At 71.8% G+C, this 16,557-nt stretch carries 13 protein-coding genes and 1 pseudogene; 8 read left to right on the forward strand and 6 right to left on the reverse strand.

Going from position 1 to position 16,557, the window contains the following annotated elements:
* Window positions 1-98 precede the first annotated feature (98 nt).
* The gene (locus ABZ449_RS32105) at window positions 99-848 is read right to left on the reverse strand and encodes a TetR/AcrR family transcriptional regulator C-terminal domain-containing protein (RefSeq protein WP_360353193.1); all 750 of its coding nucleotides are present in this window, start codon (window positions 846-848) and stop codon (window positions 99-101) included.
* Between the two features lie 104 nt (window positions 849-952).
* Between ABZ449_RS32105 and ABZ449_RS32110 the strand changes: the two genes are divergently transcribed.
* The 5 genes and pseudogenes from ABZ449_RS32110 (at window position 953) to ABZ449_RS32130 (ending at window position 5,499) form a co-directional block, all read left to right on the forward strand.
* A complete protein-coding gene (locus ABZ449_RS32110) occupies window positions 953-1,951 on the forward strand; it encodes an ATP-binding cassette domain-containing protein (protein WP_360353195.1) in 999 nt (332 codons plus the stop codon).
* Window positions 1,948-2,769, forward strand: a complete 822-nt coding sequence (locus tag ABZ449_RS32115) for an ABC transporter permease (RefSeq protein ID WP_360353197.1) — start codon at window positions 1,948-1,950, stop codon at window positions 2,767-2,769. The genes ABZ449_RS32110 and ABZ449_RS32115 overlap by 4 nt, the downstream gene beginning before the upstream one ends.
* Before the next feature lie 138 nt (window positions 2,770-2,907).
* Window positions 2,908-3,894, forward strand: coding sequence for an aldo/keto reductase (locus ABZ449_RS32120; protein WP_360353199.1), 987 nt, complete (start codon window positions 2,908-2,910; stop codon window positions 3,892-3,894).
* A gap of 199 nt (window positions 3,895-4,093) precedes the next feature.
* A pseudogene (locus ABZ449_RS32125) lies at window positions 4,094-4,582 on the forward strand (DUF4188 domain-containing protein); the annotation flags it as partial.
* A 224-nt stretch (window positions 4,583-4,806) separates the two neighbouring features.
* Window positions 4,807-5,499, forward strand: coding sequence for a C39 family peptidase (locus tag ABZ449_RS32130; RefSeq protein ID WP_360353201.1), 693 nt, complete (start codon window positions 4,807-4,809; stop codon window positions 5,497-5,499).
* Between the two features lie 16 nt (window positions 5,500-5,515).
* Here the strand turns inward: ABZ449_RS32130 and ABZ449_RS32135 are convergent, their stop codons facing one another.
* Window positions 5,516-6,367 carry a hypothetical protein gene (locus ABZ449_RS32135; RefSeq protein ID WP_360353203.1) on the reverse strand — a complete coding sequence of 284 codons (852 nt, stop codon included), beginning with the start codon at window positions 6,365-6,367 and terminating at the stop codon, window positions 5,516-5,518.
* Between the two features lie 287 nt (window positions 6,368-6,654).
* Here ABZ449_RS32135 and rpe point away from each other — a divergent pair, with 287 nt between their 5' ends.
* Both rpe and ABZ449_RS32145 read left to right on the forward strand, forming a co-directional pair.
* Complete coding sequence (gene rpe / locus ABZ449_RS32140; RefSeq protein WP_360353204.1) at window positions 6,655-7,338, forward strand: ribulose-phosphate 3-epimerase; 684 nt, start codon at window positions 6,655-6,657, stop codon at window positions 7,336-7,338.
* 213 nt (window positions 7,339-7,551) lie between these two features.
* Window positions 7,552-8,511: a pirin family protein gene (locus tag ABZ449_RS32145; RefSeq protein ID WP_360353206.1), complete on the forward strand. Its 960-nt coding sequence runs from the start codon at window positions 7,552-7,554 to the stop codon at window positions 8,509-8,511.
* Window positions 8,512-8,599: 88 nt separating this feature from the next.
* Here the strand turns inward: ABZ449_RS32145 and ABZ449_RS32150 are convergent, their stop codons facing one another.
* The 4 genes from ABZ449_RS32150 to ABZ449_RS32165 form a co-directional block, all read right to left on the reverse strand.
* Window positions 8,600-10,738, reverse strand: coding sequence for a UvrD-helicase domain-containing protein (locus tag ABZ449_RS32150; protein ID WP_360353208.1), 2,139 nt, complete (start codon window positions 10,736-10,738; stop codon window positions 8,600-8,602).
* Between the two features lie 91 nt (window positions 10,739-10,829).
* Window positions 10,830-12,104 carry a restriction endonuclease gene (locus ABZ449_RS32155; protein WP_360353210.1) on the reverse strand — a complete coding sequence of 425 codons (1,275 nt, stop codon included), beginning with the start codon at window positions 12,102-12,104 and terminating at the stop codon, window positions 10,830-10,832.
* Window positions 12,101-13,861: a DUF4357 domain-containing protein gene (locus ABZ449_RS32160; protein ID WP_360353212.1), complete on the reverse strand. Its 1,761-nt coding sequence runs from the start codon at window positions 13,859-13,861 to the stop codon at window positions 12,101-12,103. The genes ABZ449_RS32155 and ABZ449_RS32160 overlap by 4 nt, the downstream gene beginning before the upstream one ends.
* Window positions 13,862-13,905: 44 nt before the next feature.
* Window positions 13,906-15,687, reverse strand: coding sequence for a DUF6119 family protein (locus ABZ449_RS32165; protein WP_360353214.1), 1,782 nt, complete (start codon window positions 15,685-15,687; stop codon window positions 13,906-13,908).
* A gap of 213 nt (window positions 15,688-15,900) precedes the next feature.
* On the opposite strand from ABZ449_RS32165, the gene ABZ449_RS32170 reads away from it, so the two are divergent.
* Entirely contained in the window at window positions 15,901-16,413 is a 513-nt protein-coding gene (locus ABZ449_RS32170) for a hypothetical protein (protein ID WP_360353216.1), read from the forward strand.
* The last annotated feature ends 144 nt before the right edge of the window (window positions 16,414-16,557 follow it).

The following is a 16,557-nucleotide window of genomic DNA, read 5'->3' on the forward strand; positions in this document are numbered from 1 at the left end:
CCCCTCAAACGCGCCCAACACCGCAACTGGCCACCACTACAACCCGCAACAGTCGCGATCACCCAACCAGCGGCAACCTAAAGTCACCGGCATTGGGTCTAACCCTCTTCCGTGGGCGCCAGGATGGCCGAGATCACCCGGTTCAGGGTGCGGTCGAAGGCCTGGTCCGGGTCGGCGGGCGGGCCGGCGGTGGCGAACGCCTGGGCCAGGTGCGGGTATTCGCCGCTCGCCGCCGCCTGGCCGAGGTAACCGACCATCTCGGCCTGCCACTTGGCGCCCGCGGCGGCTGTCTGCTCGTACTGCGCGAACTGGCAGACGAAGCCGTTGAACAGGGCCATGGCCTCCATCCGCAGGCCCCCGCCGAGGCCGGTGGGGGCGGTGACGGCGAGGAAGTGGTCGGTGTAGCGCAGGGCGTTGGGGCCGATGCCGGGGCGGGCCAGCACCAGTGCGGGGGCCCAGGGGTGGCGGCGGAAGATGGCGAGCTGCTGGTGGGCGAGGTCGGTGAGGTCGGCCCGGACGTCGCCGCTCGGCTCGGGCGGCAGCCGGTACTCGGCGGCGACCGCGTCGAGCATCAGGTCGAGCAGGTGCTCCTTCTTCGGCACGTAGTTGTAGAGCGACATGGTGCCCGCGCCGAGCGCCGCCGCGACCCGCCGCATGGAGGCGGCGTCCAGGCCCTCGGTGTCGGCGATCCCGATGGCCGCGGCGGCGATCGAGTCGCGGCTGTGGGCCGGGCGCGGGCCGCGGCCGGTGCGCTCGGGGCGCAGCCAGATCAGCTCGGGGGCCTCGGGGGGCGTGGGCCTGTTGGTCGGATCGGGCCTGATGGACGGCTCGGGCTTGCTGGACGGCACTGGAAGATCACCTCGCGCTCCCATCTTAGATACGTACGGCGTACGTAGTACGATGGCGCCCAAGCGAGCTTCTACGTACGCTGTACCTAGAGAAGGGCAGAGCCATGTCCGACACCACCCGGCCCGCCATCGAGATGGCGGGCGTGGCGAAACGCTTCGGTGCCACCGAGGCGCTGCGCGGCCTCGACCTCACCGTCCCGGCCGGCACCGTCTGCGGTCTGCTCGGCCCCAACGGCGCCGGCAAGACCACCGCCGTCCGCGTCCTCGCCACCCTGGTCGCCCCCGACCGCGGCACCGCCAGGGTCGCCGGACACGACGTCGTCCGCGCCGCCGAGGAGGTCCGCCGGGCCATCGGCCTCGCCGGGCAGCACGCCGCCGTCGACGAGGGCATCACCGGCCGCGACAACCTCCGGCTGCTCGGCCGACTGCACCACCTCGGCGCCCGTCGGGCCCGGGAGCGCGCCGACGAACTGCTCACCCGCTTCGGCCTCACCGAGGCCGCCGACCGGCTCGTGCGCACCTACTCCGGCGGCATGCGCCGACGCCTCGACCTCATCGCCAGCCTGGTCACCAGTCCGCCGGTGCTCTTCCTGGACGAGCCCACCACCGGGCTCGACCCGCGCAGCCGACAGGCGATCTGGGACACCGTCAAGGAGCTGGCGGACGGCGGCACCACCGTGCTGCTCACCACCCAGTACCTGGAGGAGGCCGACCGGCTCGCCGACGACATCGTGGTGGTCGACCACGGCGCGGCCATCGCCACCGGCCCGCCCGACCGACTCAAGGCGGCGATCGGCAGTCAGGTCTCCGTCACCCTGGCCGACCCCGGGCAACTCGCCGCCACCGCCGTCGTACTGTCCTCGATGACCGGGGGCGACGCCCGGGTGGACGTCGCCGAGCGGACCGTCACGGTGCTGACCACGCCCGGTGTGTCCGTCCTGCTGCCCTCGCTGATGAGGGAGTTGGACGGTGCCGGGGTCGTCGCGGAGGACGTCGCGGTGCGGGCGCCCTCGCTGGACGACGTGTTCCTCGCCCTCACCCAGGAGACCGGGGACGCCGCGGAGGCTCAGGAGGCCGCGAACGCCGGGAGGGCCGCCCGATGACCATGGCGCACACCGCCCCCGCGCGACCGTCCGGCGCCGGCCGGCTCGCCTCCGACACCTGGGCCTCGATGCTCCGCGTCCTGCTCAACTACCGCCACTCGCCGGGCCTGTTGGCCGCCTCCCTGGGCGTGCCGGTGGTGATGGTGGTGGTCTTCGGATACGTCCTCGGCAGTGCCATGCAGGTGCCGGGAGGCGGCGACTACCGGGAGTTCCTGATGCCCGGTCTGTTCGCCATGGTGGCCACCAACGGCATCATGACGACCATGGTCGGCGCCGCCCGCGACGTCTCGCGCGGAGTCACCGACCGGCTGCGCTCGATGCCCGTCTCCCGCACCGGGCTGCTGCTCGGCCAGACGCTCGCCGACCTGCTGGTCAGCGTGGTCGTCCTGGCGCTGCTGGCCCTGGTCGGGCTCGCCGCCGGCTGGCAGGCCCGGCGCGGACTCGCCGACGCGGCAGGAGCGTTCGCGCTGCTGCTGCTCTTCCGCTTCGTGATGACCTGGGTCGGCACCCTGTTCGGACTGGCCGTCGGCAAGGAGGAGGCGGCCGGCCAGCTGTCCGTCGCGGTCTTCCCGCTGGCGATGATCACCAACGCCTACGTGCCGACCGGCGGCATGCCCGGCTGGCTGCGGTTCCTCGCGGACTGGAACCCGGTCAGCGCCGTCGTCCAGGCCTGCCGGGAGCTCTTCGGCAACCCCTCGGCGGGCGGGTCCGCCTGGCCGACGCAGCACGCCGTCCTCGCCGCGCTGCTCTGGAGCGCCGTGCTGCTGGCGGTCTGCGTGCCGCTCGCCGTAAGGAAGTTCGCCACCCACGGGCGGTGATCGGCCGGGTTGCGGCAAGTGGTCCGCCGGGATCCGGCCAGTGAATCGGCCGGGTTGCGGCAAGTGGTCGGCCGGGTTCCGGCACTCCCGCGGAATGTGCTGGACAGCAGGAGCCGGTGTGGTCTTGGGTGGGGCGCCATGGAGTACACCCACCTCGGCCGCACCGGCCTGACCGTCTCCCGCCTCTGCCTCGGCACCATGAACTTCGGCCCCCACACCGAGGAGGCCGAGGCCCACCGCCTCATGGACACCGCCCACGAGCGCGGCATCAACTTCTTCGACACCGCCAACAGTTACGGCCGCGACAGCGAGGGCCGGCTGCGGGGCCGTACCGAGGAGATCATCGGCCGCTGGTTCGCCAAGGGCGGTGGCCGCCGCGAGCGCACCGTCCTCGCCACCAAGGTCTACGGCGACATGGGCACCTGGCCCAACGAGAGCAGGCTCTCCGCGCTCGCCGTCCGCAAGGCGGTCGAGGCCAGCCTGCGCCGCCTCCAGACCGACCACATCGACCTCTACCAGATGCACCACATCGACCGGGACACGCCCTGGGAGGAGATCTGGCAGGCGATGGAGGTCCTGGTCGCCCAGGGCAAGATCACCTACGTCGGCTCCAGCAACTTCGCCGGCTGGCACATCGCCCAGGCCCAGGAGACCGCCCGCGCCCGCCACTTCCTCGGCCTGGTCAGCGAGCAGTCCCTCTACAACCTGCTCGACCGCACCATCGAGCTCGAAGTCGTCCCCGCCCTCCAGCACTACGGCCTCGGACTGCTCCCGTGGTCCCCGCTGCGCAGCGGCCTGCTCGGCGGCATCCTGCGCAAGGAGCGCGAGGGCACCCGCGACCGCAGCGCCATGCCCCACGCGAGCGAGCTCCTCGCCAGGCACCGCGACCGCATCCAGGCCTACGAGGACTTCGCCGCCGAGCTCGGGGCCGACCCCGCCGACCTCGCCCTCGCCTGGCTCCTCTCCCGACCGGCCGTCACGGCCCCCGTCATCGGCCCCCGCACCGCGGCCCACCTCGACGCCGCCATCGGCGCGCTCGACCTCAAGCTCGACCAGAAGACCCTCGACCACCTCGACGAGCTCTTCCCGGGCCACCGCCCCGCCCCGGAGGACTACGCCTGGTAGGCCCCGCGGTGGGCCGCCCGTGCCCCGGCCCCGGTCCCCTGCGGGGCCGGGGTACGGCACCCCAGGCCGCGGATGGTGTCAACGCGCCTGCACAGTAGCCGAATTGTGAGAGTGGTGAGCCTTGACCGGGTGGTCCGGCGCTGGTGTAGTCACCGCTGACACAGGCAATGAGCAAGGGGACGGGGAGGCAGACTTGGCCTTGTTCGCCAAGCCGCAGCCGGGCTTCACCACCGCCGCCGCCACCGGCGACACCGTGGTGCTGCTGATCGGCATGCGGATCAACCGGTTCTGGGCCGTGCACCACTGGGGCCCGGTGATGTTCGCGATGTTCCGGATGCTGTACGAGCTGCGCCGCGCCCCCGAGCGCGGCCTGCGCGGCCGCATCCTGCTGACCGCCTCGCCGCGCACCTACTACGTCGTCCAGTACTGGGAGTCGAAGGAGAAGCTGTACGGCTACGCGAGCGCGCCGGACGGCTTCCACCACACGGTGTGGGGCGTCGCCAACCGCAAGCAGCGGGAGGGCAAGGTCCGCGGGCACGTCGGGATCTGGCACGAGACGTACATCGCGCCGCCGGGCGGGTACGAGTCGATCTACTTCGACATGCCGCCGTTCGGACTGGCCGGCGCGACCGGCTCGCTGCCGGTGGAGGCGCGCGGCCGGCACGCGGCGCAGCGGCTGGCCTTCCGGGAACCGGTGGCGGAGCCGGTGTCGGTGTCGGTGCCGGTGTCGACGTCGGTGTTGGCGTCGGTGACCGAGCCGGAGCCGGAGCCTGCGAGTGCCGGTGCGGACCCGGCGACCGGTGGGGCGGGCGAGTCCGAGGTCGGGGCGGTGTCGGCCCCCGGCGCCTGACCGCGGCCCGCGCCGGGAGTGTCGTGAGCGGCCCGGCGGCCGTGCCGTGAGAGCGTCGGGCCATGGTGGATCGGGGCGACGCGCGGCCGCAGGTGCCGGCGCGGTCGGTGCGGGTGGTGCGGTCGGTGCGGGTGGTGCACGAGGTTCCGTACCACGCGCAGTGGGAGTCGGCGGAGCTGGTGCGGGAGATCGTCGACGGGCGGCTGGAGGCGTCCGCCGATCCGCGCTGGGGGCAGTCCGGCGCGGCCACCGCGGAGGAGTACGCGTGGTGGTCCTGGCGGCTGTGCGGGGTGGCCTGCCTGCGGATGGCGCTGGCGCACTGGTGGGGCGTGACCCCGGCGGCGATGGCGCTCGCGGGCGAGTGCGTGACGGCCGGCGCGTACCTGCGGGACGGTGACGGTCTGCGCGGGCTGATCCACGCGCCGTTCGCCGAGTACGTCGAGCGGCGCTGGGGACTGGCCGCGCGGGCAAGGGAGTTGACACCCGAAGAGGTGTCGGCCGAGGTGGCCGGCGGCCGGCTGGTCATGGTCTCGGTGCACCCGTCGATCCGGGAGCCGTACGGGCCGGAGCCGGTGCGGCGCGGCGGGCACCTGGTCCTGGCGGTGGGTGCCACGGACACGGCGTTGCTGATCCACAACCCCTCCGGGTTCCCGGGGGAGTCGCAGGCCTTCGCGCGCGTGCCGTGGCGGTCGTTCGGGCGGTTCTACGCCGGGCGGGGGATCGTGCTCGGCCCGCCCGCGGTGTCCTCGCCCTGACGTCGCGGACCGGGCGTCACTGGTTGTCCGGCAGCCCCATCGGGTTGATCGGGAGCTCGCCGCGACAGAGCGCCGATATCGGCTTCAACGCCGCTGCCAGCCGGTCGAGTTCGGTGCGCGGGTAGTCGTCCCAGACCCGGGCGGCGGACAGGTCGGTGGCGGCCTCCAGGGTCTGGTGGCGGATCCGGCCGAGCTCGGTGACCGTCCCCTCGGCGGTCAGCCAGCCGCGCTCGACCAGGCGTTCGGCGGCCGCCTCCCACTCGGTGTCCGTCCACCCGCGCAGCGGCTGGATCATCTCGCGCCGCATGTCCATCGCGCAGCGGACCACCAGCGCCTCGCAGCCGTCCAGCCCGGCCGTCACCAGGGCGGCCACGTGGCCGTCGCCGCGGTGCTCGCGCATCACCGTGGCGGCCTGCCAGAGCCGCTCGTACAGACCGCTCGGGCGGGGAAGCGCGGCGTTGGCGGCGGCCAGCACCCGGCCGGCGCAGTCCAGTCGGGTGGCGGCCTGCTCCAGGGTCTCGGCGACCAGCTCGACCTGCTCCTTGTCGACGTGCTCCAGCAGCCGGCCCAGGATCGCCGCCGAGGCCTTCAGTCGGGCGGTCAGCGCCTCCTCCGGGCTCGCGTGGTTCCACACCTCCGGCAGGGCGCGCTCGACCATCGCCGGCGAGAAGTTGAAGAAGGCGGCGGTCACCGGCGGGGCGTCCACCGCGCCGAGCGGGGCCGAGCGGGTGGCGAAGTAGCCGTGCAGGCGGCCGTGCAGACCGGCCTCCTCGAAGGCGGCGCGACCCTCGGGCAGGAAGTAGGTGACGGCGTGCACCGGCTCGAAGAGCCACCACAGCGCGCGGGCGGGGTGGACGAGATCGGTCATCGGGAGACCTTCCTCGGACGGAGCTCCGGGCGGGCCCGGGAACTCGGCTGATCGGGACGGCCCGGCGGGAGCCGCGGCAGGAGCCGGGGTGGGGCCGTGGCGGGCCGTGGCCCGTTCCAGGGCTGATGACCACGGCGAGGGCTCCGGTAACCCTGTCCGGGGTGTGATGACGGTCACGTGGAGGGAGCGCTGTGCGCCCGGCGTCGGTACGGCGCGGGATGATGGGATGAGGTGCCCGCTCCGGGGGCGCCCAGCCCTCGCAGGTCCTCGTACGAAGGTAGTCGGTCATGGCCCAGATCAACCCCAGCATCCTGTCCGCGGACTTCGCCCGGCTCGCCGACGAGGCCGAGGCCGTCCGGGGTTCCGACTGGCTGCACGTGGACGTCATGGACAACCACTTCGTGCCCAACCTGACCCTCGGCGTCCCGGTGGTCGAGTCCCTCGCCCGCGCCGCCGACACCCCGCTCGACCTCCACCTGATGATCGAGGACCCGGACCGCTGGGCCCCGCAGTACATCGAGGCGGGCGCGGGCTCGGTCACCTTCCACGTCGAGGCCGCCGCCGCGCCCGTGCGGCTCGCCCGCGAGATCCGGGCCAAGGGCGCCCGCGCGTCGATGGCGCTCAAGCCGGGCACCCCGATCGAGCCGTACGAGGACCTGCTGCCCGAGCTCGACATGGTGCTGATCATGACCGTCGAGCCCGGCTTCGGCGGCCAGGCCTTCCTGGACATCATGCTGCCGAAGATCCGCCGCACCCGGGAGCTGATCGCCAAGCACGACCTGGAGCTCTGGCTCCAGGTGGACGGCGGCGTAGCGGAGAGCACGATCGAGCGTTGCGCGGAGGCGGGCGCGGACGTGTTCGTGGCCGGCTCGGCGGTGTACGGGGCCGAGGACCCGGCCGAGGCGGTCCGCAAGCTGCGGGAGCTCGCCGACAAGGCGACGGCGGACGCCTGGTGGGCCTGCGGCCACTGAGGCCCGCCGGGCCGGTCGTCCGGTCGTCCGCCTCGCCGGTCGTCCGGCTGTCCGGTTGCCCGGCGGTGCGGCACCGCCGGGCGACCGCCGGCGGTGACGGCACCTCCGGATGGCCGGGCGCGGGTGGAGGAACGCCGCACCGTGACGGATGATCGGTGACGATGTCCCCCGAGGACCGTGCCCGGCCCCTCTCCGTACGGTGGTGGAACCGCGATGAGCAACCTCGACCTCAAGCCCGCCCCGGCCAGCTGCGGCCGCGAGGCCAGCACCGGCCCGGTGAAGGATCTGCTGACGGCCCGTCAATTCCCGCTCGGCGGCAGCACGGTGGTCCAGCGCCTGCTGCCCAACCTGGGCCGCCGGATGGTGGGCGCCTGGTGCTTCGTGGACCACTACGGGCCCGACGACATCGCCGACGAGCCCGGCATGCAGGTCCCGCCGCACCCGCACATGGGCCTCCAGACGGTCAGCTGGCTCCACCAGGGCGAGGTGCTCCACCGCGACAGCCTCGGCAGCCTCCAGACCATCCGGCCGTACGAGCTGGGCCTGATGACCTCCGGCCGGGCGATCTCCCACTCCGAGGAGTCCCCGCGCCCGCACACCCGCCACCTCCACGGCGCCCAGCTCTGGGTCGCCCTCCCGGAGGCCGGCCGGCACATCGCCCCCGCCTTCGAGCACCACCCCGACCTGCCCGTGGTCACCGCCCCGGGCCTGCGCGCCACCGTCATCCTCGGCACCCTCGACACCGCCACCTCGCCCGGCACCACCCACACCCCGCTGGTCGGCGCCGACCTCGCCCTCGCCGACGGCACGGACCTCCGCCTCCCGCTCGTCCCCGACTTCGAGTACGCCGCGCTCGCCATGTCCGGCCGCGTCGACGTCGACGGCGTCCCGGTCGAGCCCGGTTCCATGCTCTACCTCGGCTGCGGCCGCCCCGACCTCCCCCTCCGTGCCCACGGCGACTCCGCCGTCCTCCTCCTCGGCGGCGAGCCCTTCGACGAGAAGATCGTCATGTGGTGGAACTTCATCGGCCGATCCGGTGAGGACATCGCCCGGGCCCGTGCCGACTGGACGGCCGGCACCCGCTTCGGCGAGGTCCACGGCTACGCCGGCGACCGCCTGCCCGCCCCGGAGCTGCCCGCCGTCCCGCTGAAGGCCCGGGGGCGCGAGCGCTGAGCGGACCGTGGAGCATACGGCCCCCACCTCACGTACGGTGAGGGAAACAAGCCTCGGAAACGCACTTGGCTGTGATCCGTGCCTGGCGTCAATTCATCTGCGACGAACGGAGGAATTCGCTCGGCGACCCGCTCCATGTCACCCGCAGTGCTTCTCGTGCCCGGGTGCAGGCGACGAACAGGAGGCAGCGCTCGCGCAGTAGGTCGGACTCGTGCTGCAGCGGGTCGATGTCCAGCGGGGTGACCTCCCGGGCGAAGGGCACCGCGTCGGCCGAAGCGCCGAGAACGGCGACGGCCCGGAACTCCAGGCCTTTCATCGCGTGCATCGTCGCCAATCGCACACCGGAGGTACCGGCCGGGGTCTGTCCCTTGCTGCGGACAACCGGCACCCGGGCCGCCGTCAGCTTCTCCTCCGCCTTGTCCAGGGTCAGGTTGAAGCGGGCACAGACGCCGATCTCTCCGGGCGCGATGCCATCGGCGATCCACTGCTGGACCCGCTCCACGAGTGCGGTCACTTCCTCCTGTCGGGTCGTGTATCCGTGCGTTTCCGGCTTGCGGCCGTGCAGGAACGAGCGGTACCCCACCAGCGAATCGCTGCCCTCGCCCTCCAGGGTTTCGATGCTCACCGGTGCCAGCAGCCGCGCCGACCAGGCCAGGATCTCCTCGGTGGAGCGGTAGTTGACACGCAGGCGGAAGCTGCGGCCGGACGTCCGGATACCGAGGGAGCCGAGAGTGACGCGCGAGTCGTAGATCCGCTGGTGCGGGTCGCCGGTGAGGAACAGGTCGTCCGGGCCCGGTGCGACGGCGGCGCGCAGCACTCGCCACTGCGCCGGGTGCAGGTCCTGGGCCTCGTCGACGACGACGTGCCGGTGGTTCGGGCCGTGTGTGCCGAGCAGGTCAGCCGCTCGTGCGCAGATGTGCAGGTGGGTGCTCTCGCCGCGGTCGCGCAGGGTCCGTTCGAAGAGTTCGATGGCCTCCCAGAGCAGTTTGCGCCGACCGCCACCGAGCGGCGTGCCGCGTCCGTGCCGGGGGGCCGCGAGGTAGGAGTCCAGGTCGCGCAGGTCCTGGCCGAGGACGACGTGCCGGTACTCCTGGGCGAGGAACTGTTCGGTGAAGGGCAGGCTGAGCCGCTTGACGATCTTTCCCCATAGCTGCCGCTGCTCGCCGTCGCCGAGCGGCTGAGGCACTCGCGGGTCGTGGCGGCGCACGACTCCGTTGGCGTAGGCGTCGACGGTCGTGATGTCGACCCGGGCGAGGCGGTCGTCGTCGTCCAGAAGGAGGCCGAGGTTGTCCCGCAGGCCCGCGGCGAGGGCGTTGGTATAGGTGGTCAGCAGGATCCGGCCGTCGTCCGAGCGGTCGAGCAGGTGCTTGACGCGGTGCAGTGCGGCGACCGTCTTGCCCGTGCCCGGCCCTCCGGTGACCTGGACCGGACCGCTGTAGGAGGTGCGGTAGGCGACCCGCCGCTGGGACGGGTGGAGGAAGATCCGCCAGGCGGCGAACGGCTTCGCCAGCATCTCCTCCAGCTCGTCGGGTTCGGTGACGAGCCGGATCCGCCCGGAGGTGTTCGCGATGACGGTGGCCAGGTCCTCGACCGGCTCGGCCGGCGCTCCGACCGGGCGGCGCGCGGCGACGACGTCCCGGTAGACGTCTTCCGGGGTGAAGCCCTCCGCGAGGTACTGCAGCACTTCCAGCTGGTCCTCGGGCAGCAGCGTGGCGAAGGCCTCCAGCTGCGCCTTGTCCGCGATCGAGCGGACGGCGCGGAGCACCTGGTCGTCGATGCCGAGTTCGCGCAGCGTCCCGTCGGACACCTTCCGGAAGAGCAGCGCGGGCGCCTGCCGTGCGGCCTGTTCGTACATCGGCGTCAACTGGTCGAGGGCAACCGCGTTGCGGACCTCCAGCGCGCGGGTGGCGGTGTTCGCGCTGTAGAGGCGCTTGGCGGCCCACGTGTAGGCGTCGTCGTGGGGGAGGACGTTGACCAGCAGGAAGACGTCGCTGCCGTCGTCCGGGGCGAGCACAACACCGCGCCAGAAGTCGGTGATGCGGATGGTCCGCATCCGCGGGTCGCGGGAGTTCTCGACGGACTCCAGGTGGAGGCCCTTGTCGGCGTTCAGTTCGGCGACGCTCAGGGCCTGGAACTTCGCCATGGCCTTGCGCACACCGGCGCGGATCGGCTTCTCCAGGGTGTCGTAGCCGTCCCAGAAGCTGTTGGCGAAAGCGAGTCGAGGCATGTTCCCTCTCGTGTTCCGGTACTGGTCGGAGCAGGGCCCGCGGAATCGCTGCGAGCGCGCCGGACGGGGCCGGCATGGGGAGTTCGTCCGGTCATGATCCCAGACGGCTGTGGTCGCGGACCACGCGTGCTGCCAAGGTGCGGAAGACCGTGAGGAGTGCGGCGGGCTCGGCGTCCAGTTCGAGGGCGTGCTGGTGCAGCCTGATGCCCCGTCCGCCGAGGCCGGCCATGCCGCGCACCTCGTGGACGCGGCTGTCCGCCCGGCCGGCCGCGTACACCAGGTGGCCCTCGTCCAGACCGAGGGCCGTGCAGTAGGCGAGCATCTGGTAGAGGTCCTCGTTCGGGTGGGCGCCGCTCTCCTCCGTCTTGTACTTGGCGTCGACGACGGCCACCGGCGTCCGGCCGTCGGCGGCGTACACAACCAGGTCGGGGCGCAGCCGGACGCGGCGGGCGGTGTCCAGGTGGTGCCGGTCCTGGAGGCGGGCGGAGAGCCTGTGCTCGCGGACGGCTTCCCGCAGGGCGCCGGTGACGAAGTCCTCGAAGAGCGAGTTCATGTCGAACAGGAAGCCGTCCAGGCGGAGTTCGCCCGGCCGATGCTCCGGCGTGGAGCCGGCCAGCAGCGCCTCGGCCAGCCGGAGCGCGGGCTGGTAGCGGGCGTTGAGGCGGGACGGGGTCCAGGCGGGCAGTGCGTGCCCGCGCACCAGCGGCTCCGCGTCGACCAGGCGCACCCGCTGGTGCGACAGGCGCCGCCGCACCGGGCCCGGCACGCCAGTCAGCCGCAGCAGTGTCTCGGTGGCGGCCCGCAGGATCCGGTTCTCCGGGATGTCGGCGGTGTACGCGTCATAGGCGACCTCCAGAGGCGGAGTACGGCCGAAGTGCCGGCGGATCTGTTCCGCCTCGCGGATCCGGCCGCGCACGACGAGCGCGGATTCCTCCGTCCGCCGGTAGCCCTGCAGGACGCCCTGCCGCAGAGCCGCGTCGATCTGCCGCTCCACGGCGTGCGCGAGGGCGGGCACCACGTCCTCGTAGGCCCCCGCGTCGACCGTGCCGTCCCGGCCCTGCCGCCAGGCCTTCGCCGGGTCGAGGCTGAAACCGAGGAGGAAGAACAGGCGCCGCACGGGCGTCTTGGGCGCTATCCGGACGGTGAGCGCGGGGCCGCCGCTACCGGGCACGGGGATCCGGACCGCGCCGACCAGGCTCCCGGCCCGTAGTTGCCAGTGCCCGTCCCGGCTCGGGTCCGGTACCGCGCTCTTCAGGACACCCGAGGCGGCCAGCGCCCGGCCGGTGGCGGTGTCCAGCGGCACGGAACGGGCGGGGGCGTGCTCGCGCAGGGAGATGTCGGCGGGGGCGCCGCTGTCGGGGTTCACGGCAGCGACTTCCGCAGGGCGTCGAGCCCGTAGCGGGCCTCGATGTCCTCGCCCTCGCCGTAGTGGTGCTCCTCCAGCAGCGGCAGGATCTTCGTCCGCCAGACGCGGCGCAGCCGGTCGTCGGCGTGGATGCCCGGCTTCATCAGGTAGGAGGGGCCGATGGCGAAGTCGGGGTCCCCGATCCGGTCGTTGAGGGCGTCGAGGAGGCTGGCGGGCTCCGGGCCGAGCTGCTCGCGTTCCAGCCAGCGGTGCAGGAGGCCGCGGGTGGGCTCGGCGCGCGGGGAAAGCTCCACGAAGGCGAAGCGGCGGCGCATCGCGGCGTCGACGAGGGCGATGGAGCGGTCGGCGGTGTTCATGGTGCCGATGACGAAGAGGTTGGGCGGGAGGGCGAAGTCGTCGCCGGAGTACGTCAGACGGACCGACTTCTTGCGGTACTCGAGCAGGAAGTAGAGCTCACCGAAGACCTTGGCGAGATTGGCCCGGTTGATCTCGTCGATGATCAGGAAGTGGGGGAGGTGACGGTTGCCCTCGCGGGAGGCGAGGTCGGCGAGCTCGCGCAGCGGTCCTGCGGTGAGCCGGAACGCGACGTCGTGCGTCTCCGGGTCCTCGGTGGGCCGGAACCCCTCGAAGAAGTCCTCGTAGGCGTAGGAGGGGTGGAACTGGACCAGCTTCACCTGCTCCGGGCCGCCGCCGAAGTGCTCGGCGAGCCGCATGGCCAGGTAGGTCTTGCCGGTGCCGGGCGGACCATAGAGGACGATCTGCCGCTCCTCCCAGAGGAGTTCGCGCACCTCTTCGAGCCAGGCGAGGTCGTGGACGAGCAGGTCGTCGGCTAGGGCGGCTGTGACCCGCGGGAGGGCGAGTTCCTTCGGCTGCTCCTCCGGAAGGTCCACTATCGCGGCCGTGGGGGGCGCACCGAGCCTGGCGAGCGTGTCTGCGACGGTGGTCAGGTCCACCACGTCGTGCTGGACCGACAGCTTCTGCTGCAGTTCCTCGGGCAGGTCTTCGTACGGGTGGCCCTCCGGCTGCCAGACGGCCTTCCGGCGCAGGTTCGACAGGCCGCCGAGGGAGTCGGTCTGCTCGGCCGGGCCGTCGATCTCCCCGAGGTACAGCACGCCGTCGGCGAGGGTCACGATGGTGTCGCCTGCCCGCATCTGGGTCAGGAATGCGTGAATGTCGTCGACCAGGCCGCGCTTCTGGTTGTAGGTGGCGGAACCCTCGTAGCCTTCTTCGACGTAGTTACGCAGGGCGCTCTTGGTCGGGTCCGCCTCGTCGAGTGGGGGGAGATGGGCGCCGGACAGCGAGACGATCCCATCGGCGAGCCAGAGCCGCCGCACCAGGTTGTGCCCGGACACGTTGGAGCCGCGCACCAACCACGCCTTGTGCGGGATGCGCCAACTGCCGGGCAGGTAGTCGGCGAGGGGGTAGCCCTCGGTGGTCCGCCAGGTTTCGGGGCCGCCAGCGTTGTAGCCGAGCACGACAGTGGCGGCGGCCGAGGGCGAGTTGCACTCGATGTCGCGGTTTGCAACCCAGTACCCGGGACGGTCGTCCACGAGTGACCAGTCGGTCCGCAGGGCGGCGCGCAGTCGGCGGCCGTAGTCGCCCAGCTTGGGCCAGTCGGTCGCCGCCGCCGACGATCCCTCCAGCAGCAGGAACTTGGGCGAGCCGTTGTTGCCGATCTCGTCGAGAAGCCGCCCGCGTGCGACGAGGTCCACGCCAGGAAGTTTGATGCGGAACTCGGGGCGATCCGGGTGGGACATGGGGAGCCTTTCCTGCGTCAGCCTGGTGGGCGGCGCGCCTCAGCCTACGGGGCGGCGGGGGTGAGGGGGGTCTGTGCGGCGTTCTGCTTCGCCTGCTGCTTGTCCAGACGGTCCTGGTCGGCCCGGGCGCGGTAGTCGATGGGCTGGATGTGGACCTCGATGCCGAGGCGGCGCAGGGCGCGGGCCGTCTGGAGCAGCGAGATCTTGGACACCGTGAAGAGGGACTCCGGGGTGAGGGCGGCCCCCGTCTTCAGGGCGATGGCGAAGACCACCCGGCGCGGCGTGAAGTGGCCGTCGGGAAAGTCCGGGGACTTCGCCCGCACAGCCTCGACGAAGGCTCGGTTCGCGTCGACGGCGGTGTGCAGGGCGTCGGCCGAGATCCGCCCCTGGACGGCGAGGTGGCTGAGCGGTCCCGATTCGCCGGCCCGCTTGACGTGCACCAGGGTGCCGTCCGGCGCGACCAGGTCGGCCGCCTCGAAGCCGCGCACCGGGTGGAGCTCGCAGCGGATCATGTTCTTGTCGAGCACGTACCAGCCCAGCTTCCTGGCCACCAGCTCGTTGTAGCCGGCCTCGTGCGCGTCCTTGAGCCCCTCGACGCCGGCCTCGCTCTTCGTTGGCCACGCGGGGAAGCCGTGGTCCGGCGAGGCTGTGAAGAGTTCGCGCAGTTCGGTGTCGATGAACTCCTGGTGGTCAGCGCCGATCCTGCGCCACTTGTTCTCCTGGCGGAGGTAGCGACCGCTGTCCAACGAGATCTCGGCCGCGACCCACCTCAGCGCTGAGGTGGACCCGACAGTCACCTCGCCCGCGGGATCGGACACCACGTGGATCCTGGCCTTCCTCAGCGCCGCCAACCGTTTTTCCGCCGGCAGGCGGTCCAGCTGTTCGCGGAAGGCCTCGGCCGTCACCTCGTCGGTGAGGAAGCACTGGCTGTTGCCGGTCGGGTGGACGCGCAGCGCGGAGAACTCCGGCAGGTGGTCCAGCAGCGTGGTGGGCCACGCGAAGGCGACCCGCCCCGAGCTCTCCGGCTCGCCGAGTGCCTCGGCGAGCCGCTGATCGAGGTCCCTGACCAGCGGGTCGGTCTCCGGAAGACCGTCGATGCGCGAGAGCACATCGAGGCCCGGATTCGGCTCCTGGTCGAGCGTGGCCGCGATGGCGCGCAGGTCCGAGACGAGGTGGGTGGCGTCCACCGCGAGCGGGACTTTGAGGGAGGGGCCCCCGGCGACCCGAAGGCCGGCCCCCGGCTTCAGGGCCCGCTCGGCGGTCAGCCCGGTCCCCCGGGCGGTGGCGACCATGCGCGAGCAGATCTCGCCGTACTCGTCGAGCTCGAACTCCCGGGCGTGCCGGCCGCGCGCTGTGGAGGTGCGGTCTGTGTACACGCGCGGGTCCATCCGGGTGTGCGTCAGTTCCTTGAGGGTGTCCGGGTCGGCGGTACGCCGCACGTAGTCCATGCCGAAGGAGGGGGCGATCGACTCGGTCTCCAGCAGCAGGTGGCCGAACCCGAAGCAGACCGCGAAGACCCGGCCGGCCACGGACAGGAGGATGACGGCACCGGCACGACGGCTTGTCAGTTCGACCGGCTCGTCCACGAGCCGGCTCAGCGCTCCCAGCCAGGGCGGCTTTCCCGTCGCGCCGAGGTATCCGTACGCGGAGACGCAGGGGATGCCATCGACCGTGATGTCCCGGACCTGAAACTCCTTCCCCTGCTCGGAGCTCCGGCGGAGTGCCCGGCGCAGAGCCCTGGACGAGGAGCCCACGCCCTGGAGCAGGTAGAGCGTGGGCTCGGCAATCTCAGTGGGGGTGGCAAGGAGGGAGAGCTGTTCGTGCATGGCGGTACCAATCGTCGACAGGAAGCTCTGATGTTAACCAGAGTAGCAGCTGAGTGTGTTGGCGATGCTAACAAGCATGTAGCGTGCACGCTGTTAACTAGCGGTGCTGCTCGGTGCGCTGTCGCCGTGCCAGAAGGAGACGCCGGCTGTCGGCCGTACGAGGTCGCCGCTACGATCCGGAACTCGCTACGGAACCATGGACGGAGTCAGGGCGTGGAGAACGAGAACGAGGCCAGGATCAAGCGGGCGCTGGGAATCCCCTCCTGGAGGCACCTGTCCAAGGACAAGGTCGTCAATTTCGTGGCGGCGATGCCCGAGATGAGCGCCGAGGTGCGCCTGAAGCTCATTGAGAAGTTCCCCGTGTTCAAGGATCTCGCTAAGAACTCCGTGGAAGCGATGGTGGAGGCACACAAGTCGACGCTCTCGGCCAACGAGAAGAGTCAGGAACACTTCCACCAGGCCGCCCGGCAGCACAGGGACGCCCTCCAGAAGGACCTCGACAGGGACGACCTCAGCTGGGAACAGCGACTGTCACTCCATGAGTTCTTTCAGCAGAACGTCAATCAGGAGTCCCAGAAGGACAGCGAGAACAAGCCGTTCCTGGAGAGGACTTACAGGACGGTGGCAGTCGGCGCCGGCGCCGCAATGGCCCTTGGCGCCGTCTTCGTCGGCGCCAGGATCGTGGGTGGGAGCAAGGAGAGTGCCGAGGACTCTCCGGAAGCCTAGTCGCGGGCCTTTGGGTGGGTCATGGCTCATGCAGGCACCTCTGGCGCCTTGTCGAAACTGTGTGACCGGATCCTCCGTTCCGCGAGGATTCGCGCACCCGCGGCCCGGTCGCCCCGGGCAGGCCGGCGGCACCGGTTCGGGTAC

This window comes from Kitasatospora sp. NPDC005856, assembly GCF_040629945.1.
Lineage (GTDB): Bacteria > Actinomycetota > Actinomycetes > Streptomycetales > Streptomycetaceae > Kitasatospora.

Bases quoted from the DNA above. Each gene is read 5' to 3' on its own strand.
- ABZ449_RS32110 (WP_360353195.1), top strand. From the start codon at position 953: ATGTCCGACACCACCCGGCCCGCCATCGAGATGGCGGGCGTGGCGAAA.
- ABZ449_RS32115 (WP_360353197.1), top strand. From the start codon at position 1,948: ATGACCATGGCGCACACCGCCCCCGCGCGACCGTCCGGCGCCGGCCGG.
- ABZ449_RS32120 (WP_360353199.1), top strand. From the start codon at position 2,908: ATGGAGTACACCCACCTCGGCCGCACCGGCCTGACCGTCTCCCGCCTC.
- ABZ449_RS32130 (WP_360353201.1), top strand. From the start codon at position 4,807: ATGGTGGATCGGGGCGACGCGCGGCCGCAGGTGCCGGCGCGGTCGGTG.
- ABZ449_RS32135 (WP_360353203.1), bottom strand. From the start codon at position 6,367: ATGACCGATCTCGTCCACCCCGCCCGCGCGCTGTGGTGGCTCTTCGAG.
- rpe (WP_360353204.1), top strand. From the start codon at position 6,655: ATGGCCCAGATCAACCCCAGCATCCTGTCCGCGGACTTCGCCCGGCTC.
- ABZ449_RS32145 (WP_360353206.1), top strand. From the start codon at position 7,552: ATGAGCAACCTCGACCTCAAGCCCGCCCCGGCCAGCTGCGGCCGCGAG.
- ABZ449_RS32150 (WP_360353208.1), bottom strand. From the start codon at position 10,738: ATGCCTCGACTCGCTTTCGCCAACAGCTTCTGGGACGGCTACGACACC.
- ABZ449_RS32160 (WP_360353212.1), bottom strand. From the start codon at position 13,861: ATGTCCCACCCGGATCGCCCCGAGTTCCGCATCAAACTTCCTGGCGTG.
- ABZ449_RS32165 (WP_360353214.1), bottom strand. From the start codon at position 15,687: ATGCACGAACAGCTCTCCCTCCTTGCCACCCCCACTGAGATTGCCGAG.